General features: G+C 69.1%; 23 protein-coding genes and 2 pseudogenes. 12 read left to right on the forward strand and 13 right to left on the reverse strand.

All coding sequences use genetic code 11. The annotated features are described in order from the left end of the window. A partial coding sequence (locus tag LR393_RS34400) for a dolichyl-phosphate-mannose--protein mannosyltransferase (protein ID WP_407937376.1) occupies nucleotides 1-1009 on the forward strand: 1009 nt, incomplete at its 5' end. Nucleotides 1010-1019: 10 nt separating this feature from the next. Here the strand turns inward: LR393_RS34400 and LR393_RS34405 are convergent. Further along, nucleotides 1020-1637 carry a LytR C-terminal domain-containing protein gene (locus tag LR393_RS34405; protein WP_231489415.1) on the reverse strand — a complete coding sequence of 206 codons (618 nt, stop codon included), beginning with the start codon at nucleotides 1635-1637 and terminating at the stop codon, nucleotides 1020-1022. 169 nt (nucleotides 1638-1806) lie between these two features. Between LR393_RS34405 and LR393_RS34410 the strand changes: the two genes are divergently transcribed. Together LR393_RS34410 and LR393_RS34415 are read left to right on the forward strand one after the other, a co-directional pair. Next, nucleotides 1807-2175: a VOC family protein gene (locus tag LR393_RS34410; protein ID WP_231489416.1), complete on the forward strand. Its 369-nt coding sequence runs from the start codon at nucleotides 1807-1809 to the stop codon at nucleotides 2173-2175. Next, nucleotides 2168-3025 carry an NAD(P)H-binding protein gene (locus tag LR393_RS34415; RefSeq protein WP_231489417.1) on the forward strand — a complete coding sequence of 286 codons (858 nt, stop codon included), beginning with the start codon at nucleotides 2168-2170 and terminating at the stop codon, nucleotides 3023-3025. Before LR393_RS34410 ends, LR393_RS34415 begins: the two co-directional genes overlap by 8 nt. Nucleotides 3026-3326: 301 nt before the next feature. Here LR393_RS34415 and LR393_RS34420 read toward each other — a convergent pair whose 3' ends face one another. Then, nucleotides 3327-4553 (reverse strand): MFS transporter, encoded by a 1227-nt coding sequence (locus tag LR393_RS34420; protein ID WP_231489418.1) that lies wholly within the window; start codon nucleotides 4551-4553, stop codon nucleotides 3327-3329. Nucleotides 4554-4650: 97 nt separating this feature from the next. Between LR393_RS34420 and LR393_RS34425 the strand changes: the two genes are divergently transcribed. Beyond that, a complete protein-coding gene (locus LR393_RS34425) occupies nucleotides 4651-5460 on the forward strand; it encodes a GntR family transcriptional regulator (RefSeq protein WP_231489419.1) in 810 nt (269 codons plus the stop codon). A gap of 124 nt (nucleotides 5461-5584) precedes the next feature. On the opposite strand, the gene LR393_RS34430 is transcribed toward LR393_RS34425, so the two are convergent. Continuing rightward, nucleotides 5585-6649, reverse strand: coding sequence for an alkene reductase (locus tag LR393_RS34430; RefSeq protein WP_231489420.1), 1065 nt, complete (start codon nucleotides 6647-6649; stop codon nucleotides 5585-5587). A gap of 123 nt (nucleotides 6650-6772) precedes the next feature. On the opposite strand from LR393_RS34430, the gene LR393_RS34435 reads away from it, so the two are divergent. Together LR393_RS34435 and LR393_RS34440 are read left to right on the forward strand one after the other, a co-directional pair. After that, entirely contained in the window at nucleotides 6773-7222 is a 450-nt protein-coding gene (locus LR393_RS34435; protein ID WP_231489421.1) for a MarR family winged helix-turn-helix transcriptional regulator, read from the forward strand. Between the two features lie 128 nt (nucleotides 7223-7350). After that, nucleotides 7351-7746, forward strand: a complete 396-nt coding sequence (locus LR393_RS34440; protein ID WP_231489422.1) for a class I SAM-dependent methyltransferase — start codon at nucleotides 7351-7353, stop codon at nucleotides 7744-7746. A gap of 12 nt (nucleotides 7747-7758) precedes the next feature. Here the strand turns inward: LR393_RS34440 and LR393_RS34445 are convergent, their stop codons facing one another. After that, a complete protein-coding gene (locus tag LR393_RS34445) occupies nucleotides 7759-8805 on the reverse strand; it encodes a glycoside hydrolase family 26 protein (protein ID WP_231489423.1) in 1047 nt (348 codons plus the stop codon). A gap of 281 nt (nucleotides 8806-9086) precedes the next feature. Between LR393_RS34445 and LR393_RS34450 the strand changes: the two genes are divergently transcribed. Together LR393_RS34450 and LR393_RS34455 are read left to right on the forward strand one after the other, a co-directional pair. After that, nucleotides 9087-9647, forward strand: coding sequence for a SigE family RNA polymerase sigma factor (locus LR393_RS34450; protein WP_231489424.1), 561 nt, complete (start codon nucleotides 9087-9089; stop codon nucleotides 9645-9647). A 3-nt stretch (nucleotides 9648-9650) separates the two neighbouring features. After that, nucleotides 9651-10388, forward strand: a complete 738-nt coding sequence (locus tag LR393_RS34455) for a hypothetical protein (protein ID WP_231489425.1) — start codon at nucleotides 9651-9653, stop codon at nucleotides 10386-10388. Between the two features lie 100 nt (nucleotides 10389-10488). Here the strand turns inward: LR393_RS34455 and LR393_RS34460 are convergent, their stop codons facing one another. Together LR393_RS34460 and LR393_RS34465 are read right to left on the reverse strand one after the other, a co-directional pair. Then, entirely contained in the window at nucleotides 10489-10950 is a 462-nt protein-coding gene (locus tag LR393_RS34460; RefSeq protein WP_231489426.1) for a hypothetical protein, read from the reverse strand. A gap of 37 nt (nucleotides 10951-10987) precedes the next feature. Beyond that, nucleotides 10988-11803: a DUF3152 domain-containing protein gene (locus LR393_RS34465; RefSeq protein ID WP_231489427.1), complete on the reverse strand. Its 816-nt coding sequence runs from the start codon at nucleotides 11801-11803 to the stop codon at nucleotides 10988-10990. 202 nt (nucleotides 11804-12005) lie between these two features. Here LR393_RS34465 and LR393_RS34470 point away from each other — a divergent pair. Next, a pseudogene (locus LR393_RS34470) lies at nucleotides 12006-12341 on the forward strand (SDR family oxidoreductase); the annotation flags it as partial. Between the two features lie 163 nt (nucleotides 12342-12504). Here the strand turns inward: LR393_RS34470 and LR393_RS34475 are convergent. From LR393_RS34475 to LR393_RS34485, 3 genes are all read right to left on the reverse strand, one after another. Further along, nucleotides 12505-14217 (reverse strand): serine/threonine protein kinase, encoded by a 1713-nt coding sequence (locus LR393_RS34475; protein ID WP_231489429.1) that lies wholly within the window; start codon nucleotides 14215-14217, stop codon nucleotides 12505-12507. Continuing rightward, nucleotides 14204-14905 (reverse strand): FHA domain-containing protein, encoded by a 702-nt coding sequence (locus LR393_RS34480; RefSeq protein ID WP_231489430.1) that lies wholly within the window; start codon nucleotides 14903-14905, stop codon nucleotides 14204-14206. Before LR393_RS34480 ends, LR393_RS34475 begins: the two co-directional genes overlap by 14 nt. A gap of 363 nt (nucleotides 14906-15268) precedes the next feature. Next, complete coding sequence (locus LR393_RS34485; protein WP_231489431.1) at nucleotides 15269-16069, reverse strand: COG4705 family protein; 801 nt, start codon at nucleotides 16067-16069, stop codon at nucleotides 15269-15271. Nucleotides 16070-16151: 82 nt separating this feature from the next. Here LR393_RS34485 and LR393_RS34490 point away from each other — a divergent pair, with 82 nt between their 5' ends. Beyond that, nucleotides 16152-16844, forward strand: a complete 693-nt coding sequence (locus LR393_RS34490) for a response regulator transcription factor (protein WP_231489432.1) — start codon at nucleotides 16152-16154, stop codon at nucleotides 16842-16844. Between the two features lie 582 nt (nucleotides 16845-17426). After that, entirely contained in the window at nucleotides 17427-18194 is a 768-nt protein-coding gene (locus LR393_RS34495) for a sensor histidine kinase (protein ID WP_331283017.1), read from the forward strand. Between the two features lie 21 nt (nucleotides 18195-18215). Here LR393_RS34495 and LR393_RS34500 read toward each other — a convergent pair whose 3' ends face one another. After that, on the reverse strand, nucleotides 18216-19091 hold the full coding sequence (locus LR393_RS34500) for a LysR family transcriptional regulator (RefSeq protein WP_231489434.1): 876 nt from the start codon (nucleotides 19089-19091) through the stop codon (nucleotides 18216-18218). A gap of 188 nt (nucleotides 19092-19279) precedes the next feature. Here LR393_RS34500 and LR393_RS34505 point away from each other — a divergent pair, with 188 nt between their 5' ends. Next, nucleotides 19280-20104, forward strand: coding sequence for an SDR family NAD(P)-dependent oxidoreductase (locus LR393_RS34505; protein ID WP_231489435.1), 825 nt, complete (start codon nucleotides 19280-19282; stop codon nucleotides 20102-20104). A 114-nt stretch (nucleotides 20105-20218) separates the two neighbouring features. Here LR393_RS34505 and aztD read toward each other — a convergent pair whose 3' ends face one another. The 3 genes and pseudogenes from aztD to LR393_RS34520 form a co-directional block, all read right to left on the reverse strand. After that, nucleotides 20219-21409 carry a zinc metallochaperone AztD gene (aztD, locus tag LR393_RS34510; protein WP_231489436.1) on the reverse strand — a complete coding sequence of 397 codons (1191 nt, stop codon included), beginning with the start codon at nucleotides 21407-21409 and terminating at the stop codon, nucleotides 20219-20221. Nucleotides 21410-21433: 24 nt separating this feature from the next. Continuing rightward, entirely contained in the window at nucleotides 21434-22339 is a 906-nt protein-coding gene (aztC, locus tag LR393_RS34515) for a zinc ABC transporter substrate-binding protein AztC (RefSeq protein WP_231489437.1), read from the reverse strand. Next, nucleotides 22336-22758 (reverse strand): annotated as a pseudogene (locus LR393_RS34520) (ABC transporter); the annotation flags it as partial. The gene aztC and the pseudogene LR393_RS34520, both read right to left, overlap by 4 nt.

Here is a 22758-nt window from a genome sequence, read left to right on the forward strand (position 1 = left end):
CCTGGTGGTGGATCGGGATGTGGGACGCCGACGGCTGGCTCGGCGCTCGATCGCCGAGTTCGCGGGCGGTCGGGAACAACGGGCGTCCGATTCCTGGTGCTGGTGGATGGGTGTGCGCCGGTGGCGCATCGCCGCGGCGGTCTGTCTGGGCCTGTGCGTAGGGACGAAGTGGTCGGGCCTGTACTTCGCGCTGGTCTTCGGTCTCATGATCATTTTTTGGGACGCGGGCGCGCGCCGGACCGTCGGGCTGCGGCACTGGTTCGCCGGCTCGGTGGTGTGGGGCGCGCTGTCCGGCCTGGCCATGCTCCTCGTCGCGACCGCCACCTACCTGCTGTCCTGGACCGGCTGGTTCCTGTCCACCGACGGCTACGGTCGGAACTGGGCGCGGGACAACCCCGATCAGGGCATCGGCGGGCTTCCGCCGGCCCTGCGCAGCCTGATCCACTACCACCGGCAGATGTGGGAATTCAACATCAACCTGGGCGTCCCGCACCGGTACGAGGCCAACCCCTGGTCGTGGATCGTGATGGGCCGCCCGACCGCCTTCTACTACGAGTCGCCCCAGCGCGGTGAGCTGGGCTGCACGGTCGACACCTGCTCCCAGGCCATCACGGCCCTCGGCAACCCGGTGATCTGGTGGGGCGCCACCCTCGGCATCGTCGTGCTGCTGTTCCGCTGGGCCCTGCACCGCGACTGGCGCGCCGGAGCGGTACTGGCCGGGCTGGTCGCCGGGTACCTGCCCTGGTTCCAGTACCAGCAGCGGACCATTTTCACCTTCTACACGATCGCCTTCACCCCGTGGGTCGTACTCGCCCTGGTCTACGTGCTCGGGCTGATGCTCGGCCGCCCCCACGACTCCGGAAAACGCCGCCGCGACGGCGCCTGGATCGCCGGAGCCGTCATCATGCTGGCCGTGCTGGGCTTCTGGTTCCTCCTGCCGATCTACACGGCGCAGGTGATCCCGTACGGCGACTGGCACAACCGGATGCTGCTGCCCAGCTGGATCTGACAGTTCCCTCCTACTGGGCGTCCTGCCCGAGCACCACCGTCACGCGGCCCGGATAGACCGTCGCATTCTCGGTGAGTTCACCGATGCCCCCGATGGTCTTCCTGACGGCCCGGGCGGTCCCCAGCATGTCGGCGTCCTCGTAGTAGATCTTGCTGACCGACAGGTTTCGGCTCTTGGCGTCATCGACCAGGGAAATGGTCCAGCCCTTGTCCTCGAGCTTGGACCGGTACCGCCCGGCCAGACCATTGACGCTGAGCGAGTTGAGGATGACCACCTCGACGGAGGTGTCCGCCGTGGCCGCGCTGCCGTTCGAAGCAGGTGTTTCGTCGGTATCGGCACTCGCGGTGGGCTTCGCTGTGGCGTCGGTGCTGCTCTCCTCGGTGCTGTTGCTCCCGGTGCTGTTGTCCTCGGTCAGTGCATGGCCGGAGGTCGAGCTGTCGCCCGCCCCGGAGCGGTGGTTGCCGATGACGACGGACAGTGCGCCGATCGACAGCAGCACGACAGCGACGCCCGCGATGACCGGCAGAACGGCGGAGACTGTTCTGGTCCTCGAGCGGTGGGCTCCTCGACGGTTCTCGTCCTCCGCTGCTGAGTGATGGGCGTAGTCCGGAAGCTTCGTTGCGGTCACCGGACGAGAATCCCAGAACGATGGCTTCGGGGACCAGTTCGGAGGTGGAGGGCCCGGGCCGCTACCCGGCGTCGTCTCCGGAGTCACTCCCAGGCCGCCTTGACTCGTGTCAGGTCTCTGACATAGCTTCATGTGTGTCAACACGCTGACACGACGAAGGAGTTTCACTATGGCCGTCACGGGTCCCGACTTCATCTCTCTGCAGGCACGCGACCTCGAACGGTCCGCGGCGTTCTACGAGCAGTACCTCGGCCTCGTCCGATCGCCGGCGGGCCCTCCGCACGCCGTGGTCTTCGAGACCAGGCCGATCACCTTCGCCCTGCGGGATCTGGTGCCCGGTGTCGACCTCGACGCGGTGACCCAGCCCGGGATCGGCGCCGCCCTCTGGCTGCACGCCGATGACGTGCAGGCCATCCACGACGCCCTGGTCGCAGCCGGCACGACGATCGTGTCCGCCCCGATCGACGGTCCTTTCGGCCGCACCTTCACCTTCGCCGACCTCGACGGCTACCAGATCACCCTCCACGACCGTGGCTGAGCCGACGGTGCTCGTCCTCGGGGCGACCGGCGCCCTCGGGGGACACGTGCTGGAGGCCCTGATCGCCCGGGGGATCGATCCGGCGACGGTGACGGCGGCCGGCCGCAACCCCGAACGTCTCCAGGAGCTGGGCCGATCCGGTTTCGCCACGGCCAGAGTGGATCTGTCCGACCGGGATCAAACGGTGGACGTCGTGGCCGGCCACCGCCGGATCGTCCTGATCTCCGGTGGAGACTCCCACCGGCTCGAGCAGCACACGGGCGTCATCGATGCCGCCGCGAAGGCTGGGGTGGAGCACGTGTACTACACGAGCGGACTGCGGGCCGACGACGTCCGCTTCGCGATCGGGGCCGACCACCAGGCCACCGAGGAAGCCCTGATCGCCTCCGGCGTCACCTACACGATTCTTCGGAACGGTTGGTACATCGAGAATTACCTTCAGGCGATGGCCGGGCCCCGCCACACCGGGGTGCTGGCGGCCGCGGTCGGCGACGCCGTCATCGCGGCCGTCAGCCGGAAGGATCTCGCCGACGCCCTCGCGAGCGTCGTCACCACCGGCGGGCACGAGAAGGTGACCTACAACCTTTCGGGTGACACCGATTTCACGTACGCGGACATCGCCCAGGCCATGTCAGTCGTCCTGGAACGCGAGGTCACCTACACCCCGGTGACGCCCGGCGAGCTGAACTCGATGCTGGTGGGATCGGGGATGGACGAGGCGACGGCCGGGTTCCTGGTCGGTCTGGACGAGGCCATCGCCGGTGGCCTGTTCGCCCGCACCGGCGACGACCTCGTCCGTCTGATCGGCCGCCCGACAGCGACATTGGTCGAAGGGCTGACCGGGCGATGATGCACGGGGGCCGATCTGCCTCGAACGCAGAAAGCCTGACCGGACGTCCGGTCAGACCCTCTGTTGCTGTGGGCTCACCCCTGTTCGGGAGTTGTTGATCCGAGTCCAATTTCACTCATGCCCGTGGACCGCTGCCCTGCTGCCGGCCGATTCCCCTCCACCCGATCGGTCAGACGCAGGACGTGCTACTGACGGTGCGATAGGTCAGGACGGCGAAGACGATGCGGGTGGAGCGGTTCGTGGGCGCAGGATTCCCCTCACTGGGCACGGCCGGGGCGGAATGCAGGCCGGAGTCCTGGCGCTATCGCTGTGACGGCGCAAGCGTTTCGGCCTCGTCCCGGCTCACCGTCAGACGCCGGGGACGGGCCTGCCCGCCACCGGCGGCCGTGAGCACGCAGGCACCGATGACGGCGACGAGGATGCCCTGGCCGGGCGAGGCTTGTACCGCTAGGCCGGCCAGGAGGGTCCCGGCCGCGATGCCTACGCTGAAGGCGCTGACCACCCAGGCGTTGGCCTCCGTGGCGATGTCACCGGGTGCTGTGCGCCCGACGAGGGTGAAGACCTGGGTCAGGAGCGGTGGCAGGCCGAGGCCGGAGAGGAAGGCGCACGCCAGCCACCCCGCCGTGGGCAGAGCCACGGCGGCCGTCGGCAGGTACAGCAGCGCCAGGACGAAGAGCAATCGCCGGAGCGCCACCTCCGCCTCCCAGGGCAGGGGGAACGCGGCGATGAGCAGGGCTCCCAGCAGTGCCCCCGTCGCATTCGCCGCCAGTCCCCAGCCGGCGGCCGCCGCGACGCCGGCACGCTCTGCGTGCGTGGTGGCGGTGATGGTCAGGACACCGATCGGCAGACCGGCGCTGGCCTGGGCCACGACGAGCACCCGCAGGGCCTGGATCCGTAGGGGCGAGGGGTGACGCACCGCGCGGTGGCGTCGGGCGGCGTTCCAGGCCGCCGCGGGGCGGCGGTGCAGGCAGAACAGCACCGTCCCGAGCAGACCCAACAGGCCCATGAGGCGAACGGCGCCCGGCGCACCGAAGGAGGAGACCGCGAGAACCGTGAGCAGCGGACCGACGATGAACAGGACTTCCTGGACGGCGGCGTCCGCGCTGTAAACGCGGTGCAGGTGGTCAGGCTCCGGGAACAGACGGGGCCAGAACCCCCGCAGGGTCGGCTCCAGTGGCGGCGACATGAAGCCGGCCAGTGCTGCTGCCGCCAGGACCGCCGGGGCGGTCTCCACCGGCCCGGCCAACAGCAACAGCGCGCCCGCCGAAAGGACCGCTGAACCGATGAGCACCGGACGAGGGCGTCCGCTCTGATCCACCAGGCGTCCCAGCACCGGCTGCCCCAGCGTCCCGGCCAGGACGAAGGCCGACGTGGCCGCGGCGGCCAGCGAGTACGTGCCTCCGCCGCCGACCACCAGTTGCACGACGGCCAGTGCACTCATCGCCTGGGGCAGGCGACCGACCGCCGAGGCGGTGAGCATCGTGGTGGCCGTCCTGGTCGCGGGGGCCGTTGCGTCGGGGGTGGTCATGGTTCTCCGTCCTTGTCCTGGAGCCACGTAGCGAACACCACCGGCGCATCGGAAGGGGGGATGACCTCAATGGGTACCCGATGGGTATCTTCGCCGGATGGCCAAGCTGCGCTACGAGGAGATCGCCGACGAGCTCAGGGCCCGGTACCTCGGGACTTGCGACGGTCGTCAGCTCCCCACGGAGCTGCAGCTCGCCGCCGAACTGGCGGTGAGCCGGACAACGGTCCGCCGGGCGCTGGCCGAGCTCGCGGCGGCCGGGCACGTCGTCCGCCGACCGGGGGCCGGAACGTTCGCGCCCCAGGAGACGAACAACGAGGCCGTGCGGGGCACGCGGTTCGGCGCCCTGGCTCACGTCGCGGAGATCCGGGCCTTCAGCGACGACGTGGTCGTCACCGAGGAACTGCTGGAGGCGCTGGTCGTACCCGTCCCCGACGCCCTGCGGGCCCTTTTCCCGCCCTGGCCGCCCCGGTCCGCACGCCTGCCCACCGCACGCGTCACCCCGACCGAATCCGCGACGACCGCGCCGCTGGTGGTGGCCTCCACCCGGGCCGTGCGCGTGGGCGGGCGCGTGCTGGCGGTCCTGGACGCCCACACGCAGGTCGCCGCCGCCCGCCGGAGCGCCCCCGAAGGAGAAGAGTTCGGGCAGCCCATCCCGGATGACGCGGTCTTCCAGGTCACGGTGACCAGAGCCGGTCCCCGGCGTGCCCAGATCCTCGGGATATCGGCGGCCGCGTCGGTGCTGACCTCGCGCCGCATCGCTTCCCAGCAGCGCCGGGTCATCGAGGTGAGCACCCTGGCCATGGCCGCCGACCTCGGCGAGTTCGTCGTGCGCACCGACACCCGCCGCCGCAGCCGCGACGACCTGCTGAGCGCGGTGCGGCTCATCGGCCCCGACCTGCACACGTGAGCCATCTGGTCATCGACAGGGCCGAAATGACTTTCGGTCAGCGGCAACTGTTGTTTCACCGACAGCCTGAAGGTTCAGGTACGACCGGTGGCGCGGCCGGCGAGGGTCCCGCCTGGCCCTCGGCTCAGGTCAGGGCGGGGTAGTCGGTGTATCCGGTGTGGTCACCGCCGAAAAAGTTTGCCGGGTCGGGGGTGTTGTACGGGCCACCGGCGCGTAGCCGCACCGGCAGGTCGGGGTTGGCCAGGAACATCGCACCGAAGGAAATGAGGTCTGCGGTGCCGTCTTCGATCAGGGTCAGTGCCTCGGGCCCGGTTGAAGCGGGGTACGTGTTCGGGTTGAGGATCAGGGTGCCGGGCCACTGGGCACGCAGTTCACGGGTGAGCTCGCGCTGCGCCGGAGCTTCCATGATGTGCAGGTAGGCCAGGTCCAGCGCGGAAATACCGGCCAGCAGGGACTTGTAGGTCAGTTCGAGCTCGTCCTCGATGACGTCGTGCAGTGTGCTGGACGGGGAGATCCGCAGTCCCACCCGCTCGCCACCGATCTTTGCGGCCACCGCGTGGGCGACCTCGACGGCGAAACGGATGCGGCCCTCGACATTGCCGCCCCATCCGTCGGTGCGCTGGTTGGCGTTGGAGGCCAGGAACTGCTGGATCAGATAGCCGTTGGCGCCGTGCAGTTCGACCCCGTCGAACCCGGCCTGGACGGCATGGGCCGCCGCATCCGCGAAATCATCTATGGTCTGATGAATTTCGTCTTCGGTCAGGGCGTGAGGCGTGGAGAACGGCTTGGGCCCGGCGTGGGTGTAGATCTGCCCCTGCGCGGCCACCGCCGAGGGACCGACCGGAATCAGGTCGCCAGGAAGCAGATCGGGGTCGCCGACCCGCCCGGCATGCATCAGCTGGGCGAAGATCACGCCCCCGGCCTCGTGCACGGCGTCGGTGACCTGGCGCCAGGACTCGACCTGCTCGTCGGAGTGCAGGCCCGGGGTATCGGGGTAGCCCTGGCCCACCACGGACGGCTGGGTGCCCTCGGTGATCACGAGCCCCGCACCGGCGCGCTGGGCGTAATAGGTGGTGAGCAGATCGTTCGCCACCTCACCCGGGGCCCGGCTGCGGGTCATCGGGGCCATCGCGATGCGGTTGGTCAGGGTGTGACGGCCCAGCTGGAACGGGCTGAAGGGGGACGGCATGGCGCGGGATCTCCTCGGATCGGCAAGTGCGTGACTCGATCAATGGTTGACCGATTCACGCATTAACTATGCGTCCGATCGTTGAGCCGGTCAACTATTGAATCCATGGAGTAGCCTGTTCGCATGACCGAGGCCGGGGGCGGCGCCGCGCAGATCGGCCGCATGGTGCATCTGCTCACGCTGGGCCTACGTCACGTTCATCAGGACTTCGCCGAAACCGTCGCCGGGTACGGGTTGTCGCCCCAGTCGGCCCGGGCCCTGGTGCAGCTGAGCGACCCGGCGCCGATGCGTGACCTGGCCGAGCAGATGAATTGCGACCGTTCCTATGTCACGACACTGGCCGACCAGCTCGAGTCACGCGGCCTGATCGAGCGTGTCACCGGTACCGACCGTCGTACGAAGCTGCTGGCCCTCACCGAAGAGGGCATGGCCATGCGCGACCGGATCGCTACCGAGGTCAGCAAACGCAGCATCCTGCGGCAGAATCTCACCGGCGACGAACTCGACAGCCTGGAGTCACTGCTGGCGAAAGCCGTCGGCGATGGCCCGGAAAGCGCCGGCCAGGGCTGCTGATCGTCAGCTGCGAGCGAGGGAACGGGTCTACCCGGAAGCTGGAGTCGGGTGATAGCCACGTCCACCGGGTTCCATCAACGATCATGGACGTCTCTACCGACAGCGTGCGCAGCCGATAGAAGTAGACGGTGGAAGATCCGGTCGACATCACCCTGGCCACCTACGAGGCTGCGGCCGGAACCTACGTCGACGTGAGCGCGCGCCCTGGCCCGACGGTGCCGGGATTCCTGGATCGTCGCGTGGCTCTGATCGGTGAGGGCATGGTTCTGGAGGTCGGTAGCGGACCGGGCCGGGACGCCGATCATCTGCCGACCCACGGGCTGCGCGTGGTCCGGACCGACTCGACCAGGGCATTCGTCGAGCGATTGCGGGCCCGGGGCCCTGATGTCCGGCTTTTGGACGCGCGGACGGACCCTTTGGGTGGTCCGTACCGGGGCGGCCTGGCTGATGCCGTGCTGCTCCGTCTGTCCCGCAGCGGGTTTGAGGATTCCTTCGGCCCGCACCGGCGAGGACCGAGCAGATGAGAACGAAGAGCCTCAGCGGGTGCGCAGCTGGGTGATCCGGGACCGGTACTCCTGGGCCGCCTTGGGGTTCTGGTGCGTGGAGATGGCACACTCGCAGTAGCCGGCGTCCTCGTCGAACAGCGACACGAAGCGAATGGAGCCGGGGTCGGCCTTCGCCCTGGCCGACAGCCAGGTGTAGGTGGCGTCGAAGAACTTCGGGTTGTCACCGCCGGAACCCTCGGCTGCGGAGGACACGCTGAACTCGGCCAGGGCGAAGGGCAGACCCCGGTCGCGGGCGAATTTGTACCAGTAGTTCCAGCCGTACTTCTTGGTGAAGTGACTGTTGATGTTGGCCTGCGTGGTGAACGGCGCCCACCAGTCGTAGGCGTCCAGCGCGATGATATCGACCTTGCCCTTGACGTAGAGGCTTTCGATCGCGCTGACCGTGCCGCTCTGTGCGGCGCCCTCATTGGGGTTGAACACGATCTGCAGGCCGGGAGCGGTGGAACGCATCAGGTTCACGGCCCGGGAGAACTGCTTACGCCACTTCGCGACGTCCGTGGCGTGGGAGAAGCAGCAGTTCATCTCCCAGCCCAGGCGCACCAGGCCGTTCGGGTCGACGGCTGCGATCTGCCGGCCGAGTTCCTTCCACCCCTGGTCACCGCCGGCCATGCCGTCGTCGGTCCACAGCGGCACCGACAGGATGAAGTCGTCGCGCGCGGGATCGAAGCCGGCCGGCACGCTGGCGGCCCACCAGTTGTTCAGCTCCGCCGCCCAGGTGGTGCGGGTGGTGTAGGCGACCACATTGTCGACCGGGGCACCGCGCCAGGTGGCGAAGTCACGGGCCCTGCTCGCCGAGTGCCCGAAGAACCCGCCGTCGCTCCAGGGCAGCCCTGAGGCGTACTTCTTCGTGCCCGTCGCCCGGCCGGGCTGCGCTACCGCGACCAGTTCGTAGCCGAGGGTCGGCGATGCGGTGGGCCGACGGGGCGCGTCCGGTGCCGGGGCCACCACGGTGGCCGCGCCGGCGAGGATCGCCGTGGCGGCCGCGAGGACGGCGCTGAACGAATGGACGCGTCTCATGAGCTTCTCCTTGCGGTGGTCCGCCCCGGCGGAACCGGCCGAGATCTACCGGGCGCAGCACTGCACTCCATGGTTACTACGGAGAAACATCGGCGCGACTGAGGCGCGAGTAGGGGAGATTCACCCGGAAAGGGCAAATGGACGAGCATGTCCAGAGCCCGTTCGGGTCACGTTCGGCAGGTGCGGGGCCCCGTTGGGGCCGACCGGCGTCCACCAGGATTCTGGAACCAGGCAACCTGGGGGAGTGCTGGATCCGTACAGGGGGCGAAGGAGGTGCCGACATGCCGCGCCCCACTCGTGACGACGAGTTCGCGACGTTCGTCCAGAACCATCGGACGTCGCTGTTGAAGTTCGCCTGCCTGCTCACGGCGGGGGACGGACACCAGGCCGAAGACCTGGTGCAGACCGCCCTGACCAAGGTGTACCTGGCCTGGCCGAAGTTGCGACGCAGCGAGGGTGAGCTGGCCTACGCCCGGCGCACGCTGCTGAACAGCCACATCGATGAGACCCGCCGGCCGCGCTGGCGACGGGAACGTTCCACCCCCGTCCTGCCCGAGGTGGCCGCGTACGAGGGCCCCGACGGAATCCTGGGGCTGGAGCACGGTCGGTTCGGGCCCGACGGGCAACGGGTACGGGTCGCGCTGGCGACCCTGCCCGCCCGGATGCGGGCGGTGGTGATCCTGCGTTACTGGCTGGATCTCAGTGTCGAGGACAGCGCCCGCATGCTCGGGTGTACCCAGGGCACGGTCAAGAGCCAGGCGGCGAAGGGAACAGCGAAACTACGCGACCTCCTCACCGCACCGTCCCTTCCGACGGTGCCCGGATATCAGACGGGAAGGTAAGCCATGGACAATCTGAAAGACATTCTCGACAGTGCAGTTCTGATGGAGGACGCGCCGGTGGACCCGTCCGCGGACCTCGCCCGCGCGCGTGGTCACCTGCGCCGGCGCCGCATGACGCGAGCCGGTGCCGGTGCGGCCGGTCTGGTGGTGATTGCCGCCGTCGGCGGGGCGCTGGTCGCCAGCGGAACGGAAAAGGCCGCCACCGTTCCCGCCATTGCCTCGGCACCGGCGACCACCACGGCACGGACGAAGGACGACTCGCTCCCGGCGATCGCGCTGGTCGCCTACACCGGTGAGCAGGTGCCCGGCTACCAGGTCGGTTTCGTGCCGAAGGGCTGGGAGATCCAGGGCGGATCGAGCACCGTGCTGGCAATCGCCCCGAAGGGTTTCAAGAACCAGGACGTGCACCAGTGGGTGGGTAAGATCGCGGTCCTGCTGGAGTCCAAGGACGCTTCCCCGGACCACGAACCCGTCACCCAGGCCGATCTGGAGGCGTGGGGAATGGAAGGGGAGAACCTCGAGACCACCGTCGCCGAGGTCACCGTCAACGGGAACCAGGCCTGGCTGACCCGGCCCAAGACCCCTGACAAGTCCACGACCGTGAGCGTCGCCTTCGCCGACGACAAGGGCCACAACGTCGTGGTCCAGGGCCCGTCGTCCCTGAACTGGGACGACGCCCAGTGGATCAAGTTCGCCCAGAGTGTCAAGGTCTTGAAGAACGCGGAGGCCGGCCGCGGCTGACCCGCTGCTCCCCACCGATCCACCCGCGTTCCCACTATGGGGGACGCGGGTGGATTGCTTTGTACTGATGAAGAATTCGACGCGTGCTTCGATGTTCTGGTCATGGGTACTGCCGCACGTCGGCGATGCGCCCGGCCAGCCGTTCCAGCCCGTCCCGGATCATCGTCCCGTATCCGTCTGCACCAAGGGCACCGACTGTGATCATCCCTGCTTCTAGCTGAGTCCTGGCCTCGGCCGGGCGGTTCTGGCGTAGGTAGCCGTCCCCCAGATTCAGGTGAAGGCTGGGCGCCAACCCGGCCGCGTCCGGAATCCCGATCGCGGCCAGGTCGTCTCTGCCCACGTGGGCGAACGCCGTCAGAGCCCGCTCGTCCCAGGCAACTTCGTCGTCCAGGACGCCCTCGGTGTCGGCCAGGTAGTGGGCCAGCACGCACCGCTGCGCAAAATCGCTTTCACTCGTGCCGTTCCAGCACTCCAGCATCATGCGCCGCCCGCGATCACGATCACCGCCAAGCGTGATCCCGATCCCGGCGATGATCTGGCCCCATTCCGTCATACCCGTCATGAGGCGCGACGATAGAGGCCGCCACCGACAATCTTGATCAGGGAGCCGGAACCGGGTCGTTGTACTGTCCGGGTGCCCCGCTCAGGCGCTTGCCGCGCACGATCGGCCAGCCGTTCGCCACACAGCCGTGCAGCCCCAGCGTCTGCTGCTCCATCACCGGAGCCTTCCGTCCCGGACCGGGGCACAGCTCGTGGTGGTGCCCGAGTGCATGCCCCGTCTCATGATTGATCATATAGCTGCGGTACGTGCCCAAAGACGCCCCGTAGCGCGGCACCCCGTGTACCCAGCGGGCAACATTGAGCACGACGCTCGGCCCGTTCCGGCACGAGGTGTACTCGTCGACCTCACCGGCCGCGGCATCCCCGCACAACTCGTCCCGCGTCCTGGGTGTCGCCAGGTAGATGGTGAAGTCGTACGGATCCCTCGCCCCCACCCGCTGAAGCCGAACCTCCCCGGTAGCGGTCCAACTTCGTCCACCGGCAAGCGTCTTGGTCACCCGATCGGCGAAATCCTCGACCCGTACCCCGGTGATACCGCGCTCGAGTGCCACCCGGTACCGCCGAAGTGGTCCGCTGTCACCGGCGACCCGACCGTCCCGCGAGGCCGTCCGCCAGCGCCCCGATCCGGTGCGGGGATAGCTGATGGGTGGTGACAGCGAAGGCTGGGGAACCACTTCCACCGTGGTGCTCGGTTCCGGTGACGTCAAGGACGCCCGGGGGAGAGCCACGGGAGCACTCGTGCCGGTACGGGATGCCGGGGCGCATGCTGTCATCGCCAGTATCGCGGCGATGCTCACCGCCCCGACGATCCCACGCCCGGTCCTCCGGGTGGACGGCGATGTGTCGACCTGCATCCTTGCTCCCTTGCGCGTTTCCGTATCTGCGACCTGGAAACGTTTTGCTGGGTCCGGGAGGTTGTCTGGTCGAGTTCGAGGGCATGGTCGATGAGGGGTGAGTGCCTTCGCCCCGTGGAACGGTCGTGCTGATCCCCACGACGCCACCGGCCCCGGAACCCGGTCCGTCTCGGGAATTCGCGGTTCCCCGCCGGAGGGCGCCCGAGTGGGACGCTCCCCGGCCACCACAGGCCGTCTGATCAAGACCATCGCCCAGGAGCTGGTGTCACACGGCATCACCGCCGACTGCGTGGCTCCCGGCGAGATCGCCACCCCCATGACCGGGCAGACCGATCAGGACCCGCATCAGGTCGAGCGCCCTGGCATCCCCCTCGGCCGGCCGGGTGACGCCCGCGAGATCGCCGCTGTGATCGCGTTCCTGGCCTCCCCGTCGGCAAGCTACGTGACCGGGGCGTCGTGGCCGGTGGACGGGGGCATGCTGCAGATGGAACCGCAGGGCGGCTCGCACCTCGCCTCCGGCGATGGGCGAACCGCCTGAACCGTTACGGTGCCCGGCCTCCTGGCCCAGGGACGTCACCACGGTCCGGAGGCGGACGTCGACAGCTACGCCGATCTCTCCCGCAGTGGCCGGTGTGCGTGCGCCCAGGTACCCGGGAACCGGGAATGATCGACGGGACATCGGGGGTACGGGGTCCTACGGTTCAGCACCCTGGAACGTCGTTGTTCTTCCGGGAGACGAAGATGCTGGCTCCGACGTAGCTCCCGACCGGAACCCCGAATCCCGATTCTGAGTCGGCCTGCGCCCGCAGTTCCGGCAGCGGAGCCACGATGAGCTCGAGCCGGTACCGCTCGCCCGGCGGGTCCGAAGGCAGACCCACCGATGGCCGCACGCGCCATCGTGACAGTGAGTTCGGCCGCCGCCATCCGTCCACCGGAGTCACGTGACGGATTCGATCGCCGGCGGTCAGGTTCTCGGCCGAGAGGAGCAGCGTGTGCCCGGGGGGTAATCGCGAGGCGCCGGTCACCTGCGGGCATCGGCCGATCGTGTCACCGTTGCGGGGAGAGGCGAAGGCAACGTCGTCGGTCATGATCGTTCCCTCCGGTCCGGAGGGACCACCCGGCGGTTGATCCCCTCCGGGTGGCGGACCGGGAGGTGGGGGGCCGGGAGCCGGGCCCGGGCCGGCCGGCGGGGGGCCGGGCGGAGGTGACGGCGGTTCGCTCGACGCCTGTTGACCCGGTCGCAGAAGGGGCTGGGTGTCGGTCGGCCGGAAGAACAGCCAAGGGATGAGCGAGACCACTACGAGCAGCGGAACCAGCACCGCCGCAAACGCCAGCCGGCGTGAATAGCGCTTGCGCGGACGTGCTTTGGCCAACACCTCAGCAGCCCAGCGCTGGGCCTGCGGCGGCCGTACCGCTGGGTCGACAGCGAGCATGCGCAGTATCTCGGCGGTGAATCCCGCCGGGTCGGTCACGCCCGCTGCACGAGCAGTGAGCAGTAGACGATGTGAGAGTCGTTGCGTCCCGGGCAGTCCGTGGGCCGGTGACGGGTCGTCCCCGGTGATACAGAAATACGCCAGACAGCCCAATGAATAGAAGTCGGAGGCCGGTTCACGTGCCACCAGGGGATCGGCCAGCACTTCCGGAGCGGTGTACGCCGGGGTGTAGCGCCCGGCCATGTCCCGGCCGTCGTCCACCCGCCGCATCGTGCCGACGTCGACGAGTACCACTCCGCGCCCCGGTGAGAGAATGCAGTTGGCCGGTTTGACATCGCGGTGCAGGCTGGGATTGCCGGCTGAGACGGCGTGCGAGTGCAGGGCATCGAGAGCCTCGGCGACCTGCACCACGTAGCCGAGTCGCTGGACCAGGTTCTGTCCGGTGGCAGGCACCCCGCCCAGTTCGTCGGCCAGCGTCCGGCCCGGTACCCACTCCATCACCACATAGGGGGCCACGGTCGGCCCGTCCCCGGCCACCGATCCCTTCGGATGCGGCGGCGGACCGGTGAAGATGTCGAGCAGGCTGACCAGGTGGGGGAACCGCATCATCGTCAGCAGTGCGCGCTGGTCCTCCCAGCGCCGCAGGTCGTTGGCGGTGGGCCAGTCGTCCCCGGCGTGGAGCGGTCGCCGTAACTGCTTCACCGCGACGGTCAGCGGAGACGTCAGTCTCCCGCGGTAACGGGCCCGCCAGATGTTGCCTTCACCACCCGAAAGCCCCGTACCCAGAAGCTGGTACCGGTCCGGGTCCGAGGCCGGGCCGGCATACCACCCGTTGGGACTGGTGTCGGTGCCCGGCATTCCGGAGGCATCACTGGTTCCCCATCCACCGGGAGCTCCAGGCGCCGTGGGGACGTCCGGCATCATCCGTCCGAGCTGGTCGTGGGAGCTGGCGTCGGCGTCTTCCTCCTCAGGCCTGCGCATCGAGGGCACACACATCCGAGGGCGAGATCGTTCCGCTGTGGATGGCCCAATAAGCAAGTGCCGGGCGGAAATCCGCGTAGGCCTTCTCGAGCTGGAAGGCGACGAGCGCCGCGACTCCCTCGCCGGCCAGCTGCTCCCTGAGCCGTCGCAGCACCGCCCGCACGTAATCGGGACTACGACCGACTCTGGCCCCGATCTGGCGGTAGGTCGCTACGGTGGCGTGGGCGCCGTTGCGGGTGAGCAGCGGCTCGCAGAGCGCGGTCAGCAGCAACCGCTGCACACCGGTCAACCTGATTCCGCCGCCATCGACCGTCTGCGTCGTTCCTTCGCCCGTCGGTGACGGACGCCGGGCGGACGGGAGATCGTGCACATCGACGTGCACGGAGTACTCGCGGCCGAACCGGCCGGTCATGACGAGGAAGAACTCGCCGAACGGCATGGACGTGGTGGCCGCACCGGGTTCGAGTGGCCGTTGCCCGCCGACGAGTGGACGCAGGACCAGTGGTTTGGTGGCCGAGACGTTGCTGACCAGGACGCAGTCCTCCAGGACGCGCACCGTGGCCGACATCCGGGAAACATGGTCGTCCACCGGCTGGTGGGCGATCCGGATCCCGCAGCCGGCCCCTCGGCCGACGGTGAGTTCCTGACCTACGAACAACAATCGCCGGTCGGTGCGGTAACTGATCACGACATAGGACCTGGCCGAGGATGCGGGAACTCGCTGACGGGGTAAGCGGCGCTCAGTCACCGCCGTTCCCCCACCGTCCGCCGATCCGATCGACGCGTACTTCTGCCACCAGGACAGCCTTTCAACGACCCGTACTGATTGTCGCTGCAACTATAAGATATCCGCCACGTGTTCGCTGGAGAAACGCCCGGCTCACAGATCACAGCGGACCGGACGGGCGCGGGCGATCTCGCCGGCCAGGGCGTTGCGGAGCAGCACCGTGATCGCCATGATCAGTGCCGTCCGGACGTTGACATGGGCACAGGAGGACGAGGACGGCCATCACGACCGCCTGAACCAGGACGACGGCCTGTCCTCAGCCGGTCATCGGGCGCCCTCGGTGACCGGTATCGCCCCGGCCTGAGGCTGCCGGCTCTCCTGGCGTACGAGCGCGGCGATGACGATCAGCAGGACGAGGGTGACCGGTCCGGTGCCCAGGTGCAGGCCCCCGTCGTGGCGGGGGACCGCCGCCCAGTCGGCGAAGGAAGCGCCCAGGGGACGGGTGACGATGTAGGCGGCCCAGAAGGCGGCGGTCGCGTTCAGGGCTCTTCCGTCGCTGCCCCGGTGCAGCAGGTACGGCACGGCGATCACGGCCAGGAACAGCAGACCGGAGTCGAGGTAGCCCAGGCCGAGCGAGTGAGCGGTCAGGTCGCCGGCCGCGGTGCCGAGCGCGAAGGTCGCCACGACCGTGACCCAGTAGAAGATCTCCCGGCGGCGGGTGGTGATGTCGTGGATCGAGAGCGTGCGCTCGCTGCGGTACCAGGCGCTCAGCGAGACCGCGACGGCCAGGGCGAAGGCGATCGTGGTGGCCCCGTAGGACAGGCCCAGGGCGGTGCGGAGCCCGTCCGCCGCGACCGTTCCGAACACGCTGATCATGGCCACGGTGCCCCAGTAGATCCAGGGCACGTACCGGTCGGCGCGGAACTGACGCAACAGCAGCCACACCAGGGCGGTGCCGGAGAGAGCGACCAGGACCGCGGCGACCAGGACCGGACGGGTACCCATGAAGTCGGACGCGGCCTCACCCATCCCGGTGGTGCAGATCTTGATCGTCCAGAACAAAGCCGTCGCTTCGGGCACTTTGCTCAGGTGGGTGGCGCGGGGCCGCAAGGTTCGCTCGGTCATGACGGAAAGGCTGGGTGCCGAAGACTGAACGAAGCCTGACGGGCTTCACGCACGCCGGCCGGAGCTGGGGGATGGTGGGGGCATGGAGGACGACGGACGCCACCGGGTGCTGGTGGTCGAGGACGACGGGCTGCTGCGCACGACGCTGGAGCGGGGGCTGCGCCGGGCCGGGTACCGGGTGGACGCGGTCTCCACCGGCGCCACCGCCGTGGCGTCCGCCCGCACGTCCCCGCCCGACGCGGTGGTGCTGGACATCGGGCTGCCCGATGCGGACGGCCGCGACGTCTGTCAGGCGCTGCGGGCCCAGGGCTGCGGCGCCGGGGTGGTGTTCCTGACCGCTCGCCATCACACGGACGACGTCCTGTCCGGGTTCGCGGTCGGCGGGGACGACTACCTCCGCAAGCCCTTCGAGTTCGCCGAGCTGCTGGCCCGGGTGGCCGGGGTGATCCGCCGCCGCCCGTTCACGGCGGCCGCACCCGGGCCGGTCGCCGGGGAGGAACGCCTCCAGGTGGACCCGGCCACGCACTCGATCCGCTACGGGGACCAGCAGGTCTCGCTCACCCCCACCGAGTTCCGCTTCCTGGCCTGCCTGATCGCCCGGCGCCCGGAGGTCGTGCGGCGGCCCGAACTGATCTCCGCCGGATGGCCAGGCACCGCGCACGTCGGGGAGAACACCCTGGACCAGTACGTCACCCGGGCCCGGCGCAAACTTGCCCAGGTCAAGTTCCCCCAGACCCTGGAGAACGTGCGGGGCGTGGGGTACCGGATCCAGTGAACGGCCGGATCGGTACGCGGCTGCGACGGGGATGGGCCCGCTACCGGCCCAGGACTCTCGCCGGCCGCCTGGCCCTGGGCGGCCTGGCCTGGATCGCGGCCTGGGCGATGGCCCTGCTGCTGGCGTTCGACGTGCTGCTGACCGGCGTGCTGGCCGGTCAGGTCGACGACGCGCTGCGCGCCCGGGCCCAGGCCGTGGCCGCGACCGTGGTCTACCGCGACGGTGCGCTGAGCATCATCGAGGGAGGCGGCAGCGACGAGGCCCTCGACGCGGGCACCTCGATCTACCTGGGCACCACCCTGTTCGAGGGCGCCGAGCTGTCGCAGGAACTGCGCGGGCACCTGCTGCAGACCGGGGAGAGCACTGAGGACAGTGAAAAGTACGGACCGGTGCGGCATCTGGCCTACCCGATGTTCGACGGCGACAACCGGCAGGTCGCCACCATCGTGGTGTCCAGCGATGTCGGTCTGCGCAACCACACGGTCCAGGTGATCGCCCTGACCTCGCTGGTGTTCATCGTCCTCACGCTGTTCTTCACGTTCTTCGCCCTGCGGGCCACGATCGTGCGCGGCCCTGACCCCCGTGCGGGCCATGGGGACCCAGGCGGCGGCCTGGAGCGAGCAGGACCTGGACCGGCGCTTCGATCCCGGCTCCGGGCCCCTGGAACTGCGCGAGCTGTCGGCGACCCTGAACGGCCTGCTGGAACGCATCGCCGCGGCCCTACGGCACGAGCGCAACTTCACCGCCGAGCTCTCGCACGAACTGCGCACCCCGCTGGCCCACCTGCACGCCGAGGCAGATCTGCTCACGCCGGGCGAGCCCCTGCACGCCCAGGAGATCGACAACCTCCTGACCTCGATCCGCCGGCTGGAGGGACTGGTCGAGACCGCCCTGGTGCCCGCCCGGATCGATCACAACGCCGCACCCGGGCTGGCACCGGTGAGTGATGCACTGGAAGGCCTGCGCGCCCCGGCCACCGCCAAGGCCGAACTCGTCGTCACCGGGGACCCCGGCATCGTCCTGGCCGTCGAGAGCGACATCGTCCGCCGGGCTCTGACCCCCTTGCTGGAGAACGCCTTCCGCTATGCCGACCAGGAGGTGCGGATCGACGTGGCGGCCCGGGACGGGCAGGCGAGCATCACCGTCAGCGACGACGGCGGCCACCTCGATCCCGAGCAGGCCGAACGCATCTTCGACGCCGGGTTCCGTGCCGATCCCACCGACCACCATCCCGGGGCCGGCCTGGGTCTGGCCCTGACCCGCCGGATCTGCCGCGCGGCCGGTGGCGACGTGAGCGCGCAGGTGGTGAACGGGCGAACCGTCTTCACCCTCGTACTGCCCAGCCTCTGACCCCGGCTCCACCCACCCACCTCAGCGCTCGCCGTCCGCCGCGGAGACGGTCGCCTCGACGGCACTTTCCAGGAGGGACCGGATCAGCGGGCTGTCGTGCGCCGGGTTCCACGCCAGCACCAGTGGACTGGGAGGCATGTCGGTCAGCTCGACCCAGGTGAGGCCGTCGGGCAGGACGGCCTGGCGGGTGATGAGGCCCACCGCGCTGTTCCAGAGAACCGCCTGCCGGTACTCGTTCGCGGTGCGGACCACCACGCTGTCGGGCCGTTCACCGACGGGCGTCAGACCGTGCCAGTACGTGCTCCAGGCGTCGTCGGTGCCGTCGGGCAGCCGGAACCACTGCCGCGCATCCAGGTCGCGCAGGCTCAGCGGACCGCCGTGGGCCAGAGGGTCGTTGTCGCGCAACAGGGCCCCCACCGGGTCGTGCCGCAGCACCCGGGTCTGGACGTCCTGATCGTCGAACGGCAGCCGGGTGATGGCCGCGTCGACCAGGCCGCTGCGCAGGCCTGCGTCCGGGTCATTGAGGCCGGACTCCCGGAAGCGGATCGTGACGCCCGGGTGGCGCTCGGTGAAAAGCTCGGCCATCCGGGCGGTCGCGTCGATACAGCCGCCCAGGACACCGAGAGTCAGGACGTCCTGGCCGGCCTCGACGACGCGCACCCGGGCCCGCTCGGCCTGTTCGATCAGGGCGGTGGCCTCGGTGTAGAGCACGCGACCGGCCCTCGTGAGGTTGACCCCGCCGGCGGAGCGCTCCAGCAGGCGGACGCCCAGCTGGGTCTCCAGCTGCTGGACCGCCCGGCTCAGCGGCGGCTGGCTCATGCCCAGCCGGGACGCGGCCCGGCCGAAGTGCCGCTCTTCGCAAACCGCCACGAAATAGCGCAGGAGACGTAGTTCCATCACGTCTCAGGATAACGGTCGAGCCGGAACGGTCATCGCGCGATTCCTTTCCGTGATGACGGTTGGGGTGAACGCGGTACACCAGGAGTGATACCCGCCGGGCATCGGGAGTACGGGCCGGGTATTGGACGACGCGCCCGGGCTGCCGCCAGAGTCGGCGCATCTCGACGCCTCGGTAAGGAATCTCCATGACCGCAACAGTTCTCATCACCGGCAGCTCCTCCGGATTCGGGCGCGGGGCCGTCACCCGGTTCCTGGCCGAAGGCTGGAACGTCGTTGCTACGCTGCGAGACCCGAGCCGGTGGGACGGCGAGGAGTCGGAGAGTCTGCTCGTGCAGGCTCTCGACGTGCGGGACGACGCATCGGTGACCGCCGCGGTGACAGCGGCCACCGAGCGTTTCGGCCGGCTCGACGTGGTCGTCAACAATGCTGGCATCGGTCTGTTCTCGGTGTTCGAGGCGACGCCGCCGTCGATCGTCGAAGACGTCTTCGACACCAACGTGCTCGGGCCGATGCGCGTCGTGCGGGCCACGCTGCCGGTGTTCAGCCGTCAGGGTGGCGGCCGGTTCGTCAACCTGTCATCGGGCAACACCACGGTACCGATGCCGCTGCAGGCGGTGTACAGCGCCAGCAAGGGCGCCCTGTACAACTTCTCCGAGTCCCTGACCCACGAACTGGCCGGCCAGAACGTCCGGGTCAAGGTGGTGGAACCGGGATTCGTGCCCACCACCAACTTCTTCGAAACGACCATCGGCCGGTTCCGGACGATCCCGGTCCCCGACAGCTACGCGACGACGGTCAAGGCGACGCTGGACGGATTCCAGGTCCAGCCGCCGCCGGGCTACCTCGCGACCGACGACGACGTGGTGGAGGCCATTTTGGCAGCCGCCACCGAGGAGAGCGATCGCCTGCGCATCCGGGTCGGCGGTGACTCGGAAGACCTCGGCCGCGCCCGCCAGCAGCCCGACGCCGAGTACGACGCCTGGCGGCGGGAGTTCTTCGGCGCCCGGTAACCGGCGCGGTAAGCACGAACATCTGGTGCGTGATCATGCGAACTCTCCCCGGGGAAGGTTCGCATGATCAAGAACGAAAGGTAGCGGAGGCCTCGGCCCTCGATCGCTGAAGGGCTACTTCGTGCCGAGAGTGGCGGCGATCTCGTTGGGCGTCTGGTCGAGCGTGACCGAGGCGGTCTTCTTGCCGGTCTTCAGGTCGACCGCGTGCACCGTCTTCGTGGCCGGCTCGGTGACGTAGGCGATGTCCCCGTTCGCGACGATGGCGGGGTGGGCGTCCTGCCACTCGACCGGGCCCTCCCACGCATCGACGACGGGGAACTCGTTGACCAGCTTGCCGGTCTCGGGGTCGAGCACGTGGATCGATCCGTCGGTGGACAGGATGTAGGCCAGGTCGTCGGGGCCGCGGGCCACGTCGCGGAAGGTGTACTGCACGGTCTCCGGGAGCCGGACGACCTCGTACTCGCCCTTCTCGGTGTCGATCAGGGTCACCGCGTTGAGCAGGTAGCCCTCGGCGTCGGGGTCGTTCTTGTAGTCACCGACGACGATCGGGCTGGTCCCGGAGACGTAGGCGTTCCCCATTCGCCCGAACTCGTCCGGGGCGGTGAATTTCTGGAACTTGCCGTCCTTGAACAACAGCGCGCCGTTCTCACAGCCGAAGATCACGGCTTCGTCGGCCGCGGTGCCCTCACCGTGGATGCCGGGACAGTCGCTGCTGGCGGCGATCTCGGCCCGGTCGCCGTCCAGGGCGACGGCGCCGGTGCGGGTGGTCTCGTCGCCGACCGTGGTGAGCAGGGTGCCGTCCTCGAGCACGATCGAGACACCGTGGTGGGCGGTCTTCGAGGTGTAGGTCTGGGCCTGCGGCAGAGCATCGGTAGCCTGGGCCAGGTCGGCGGTCTCGATGATCGAGGTCTTGCCGGTGCCGTCGTCGAAGAGCACCGTCTGGCCGGCGTGACGCACGACGTGCCCGGGCGTGGTCGCGGCGTACTTCAGGCCGGTCAGTTCCGGGGTGAGGGTATCGAGCAGCTGGAAACCGTCGGAGGTGGTGACGAAGACGTGCTTTCCGTCGCCGGCGGCGTTCAGGCGGGTGAACTCCTCGGAGTCGAACCGCTGGACCACGTCGAGCGTGGCGGCGTCCAGCACGGCCAGGCCACCCTCGTAGGAAACGGCCACGCGTCCTTCCGTATTCGCCGAGGAAGGTTCGGCCGCCTCGACGGCGGAACCGCCCGAGCCACAGGCGGTCGCCAGGAGCGACGCCCCGACCAGGGCCGCGAGGCCTCCGAGACGGGTATTGCGGAGCGATGTCATGTGCTTTCTCTCTTCTCTGGGAATCTAGGGTCCGAGACCGGTGGCGATGCGCTCAGTGTTGGCGCGCATCATCTCCAGGTACGTTCCGGCGCCTTCGCCGGGCGCGGTGAGGGATTCGGTGAACAGCTCGGCCACCTCGACGTCGATGTCCGCCTCACTGGCCAGGACCTGTACGAGCCGGTCCGGCTGGGAGGAGTCGGCGAAGATGGTCGGTACGCCGGCCTGTTCGATCGCGGTGCTGAGGTCCCGCAGGTCGGCGGCGCTGGGCGCGGCCAGGGTGGTGCCGCCGGGGATCACCGCGCCGATCACGCGGAAGTCGAAACGGTCCGCGAGATATCCGAACACGTGATGATTGGTGACGAGGGCGCGCCGCTGGGCCGGTATGGCCGTGAAGGCGTTGGTCATCTCGGTGTCGAGCTGGGTGAGTTCCTGGCGGTAGGCGTCGGCCCGGGCGGTCAGCCGGGCGGTGTCGATGCCCTCGATGGCTTGCGCGGAGGTCTCGAGAGCATCGACGACGTCGAGCATGGTGGCGGGATCGGTCCAGAAATGCGGGTCGGGGGTGCCCTCGGCATCACCCGAGGCGTACGGGACGGCGTCGATCACGTCGCCCGCGACCAGGAGGGGCGCGCCGGCCTTCGCGGCCCGGTCCAGATGCTGCTGGAGCCCTTCCTCCAGGCCCAGGCCGTTGGAGACCACCAGGTCGGCGTCGTCCATCAAAGCAGCCTGCCGGGCGGAGATCTCGAACGAATGCGGATCGGCGTTCGGCTGCATCAGCGTCGTCACCTCGGCCTGGTCGCCGAGCACCTCCTCCACGACATTGCCGAGGATGTTCGTCGTGACGACCACCCGCGGTCCGTCACTTCCCCCGGACTCGGTGCATCCGGCCAGGCCCAGAAGCCCGGCCACAACCATGACCGTGCAGAGCTTCATCGTCCGGTCTCCATCAGGTGCACCGGCTGGGTGGCCAGTTCGAGCGTGCGGGCCACACGCGCCGCATCGGCGTAGTCGATCTCGTACACCACTCCCTCGGCGGATGCGTTCACATAGGCCCGCTGACCGTCGACCATCACGCCCACCGAACCGGACACTGCGGGATCGGCCAGGGTCGAGGCCAGAAGGGGTTTCGTGGCGCCGATCGAGTCACCCGAACCGGCGTCGTACACCTGGATCGTGCCGTCCTCGCCCACGGCCACGACGTGCTCGCCCGCATCGTCCACGGCTGTCGCGGTGACCACGGGGGTGCTGGTCTTGAGCCACTGCCAGCTACTTTCGCGGGTGTCGAGGAGCCAGACGCCACTGCCGTCCCCGATCCCGGCGACCGTGGGGCGGCCTTTACGGGCCTGGAACGT

It is taken from the genome of Kineosporia mesophila (assembly GCF_021129235.1).
GTDB classification, from domain to species: Bacteria; Actinomycetota; Actinomycetes; order Actinomycetales; family Kineosporiaceae; genus Kineosporia; species Kineosporia mesophila.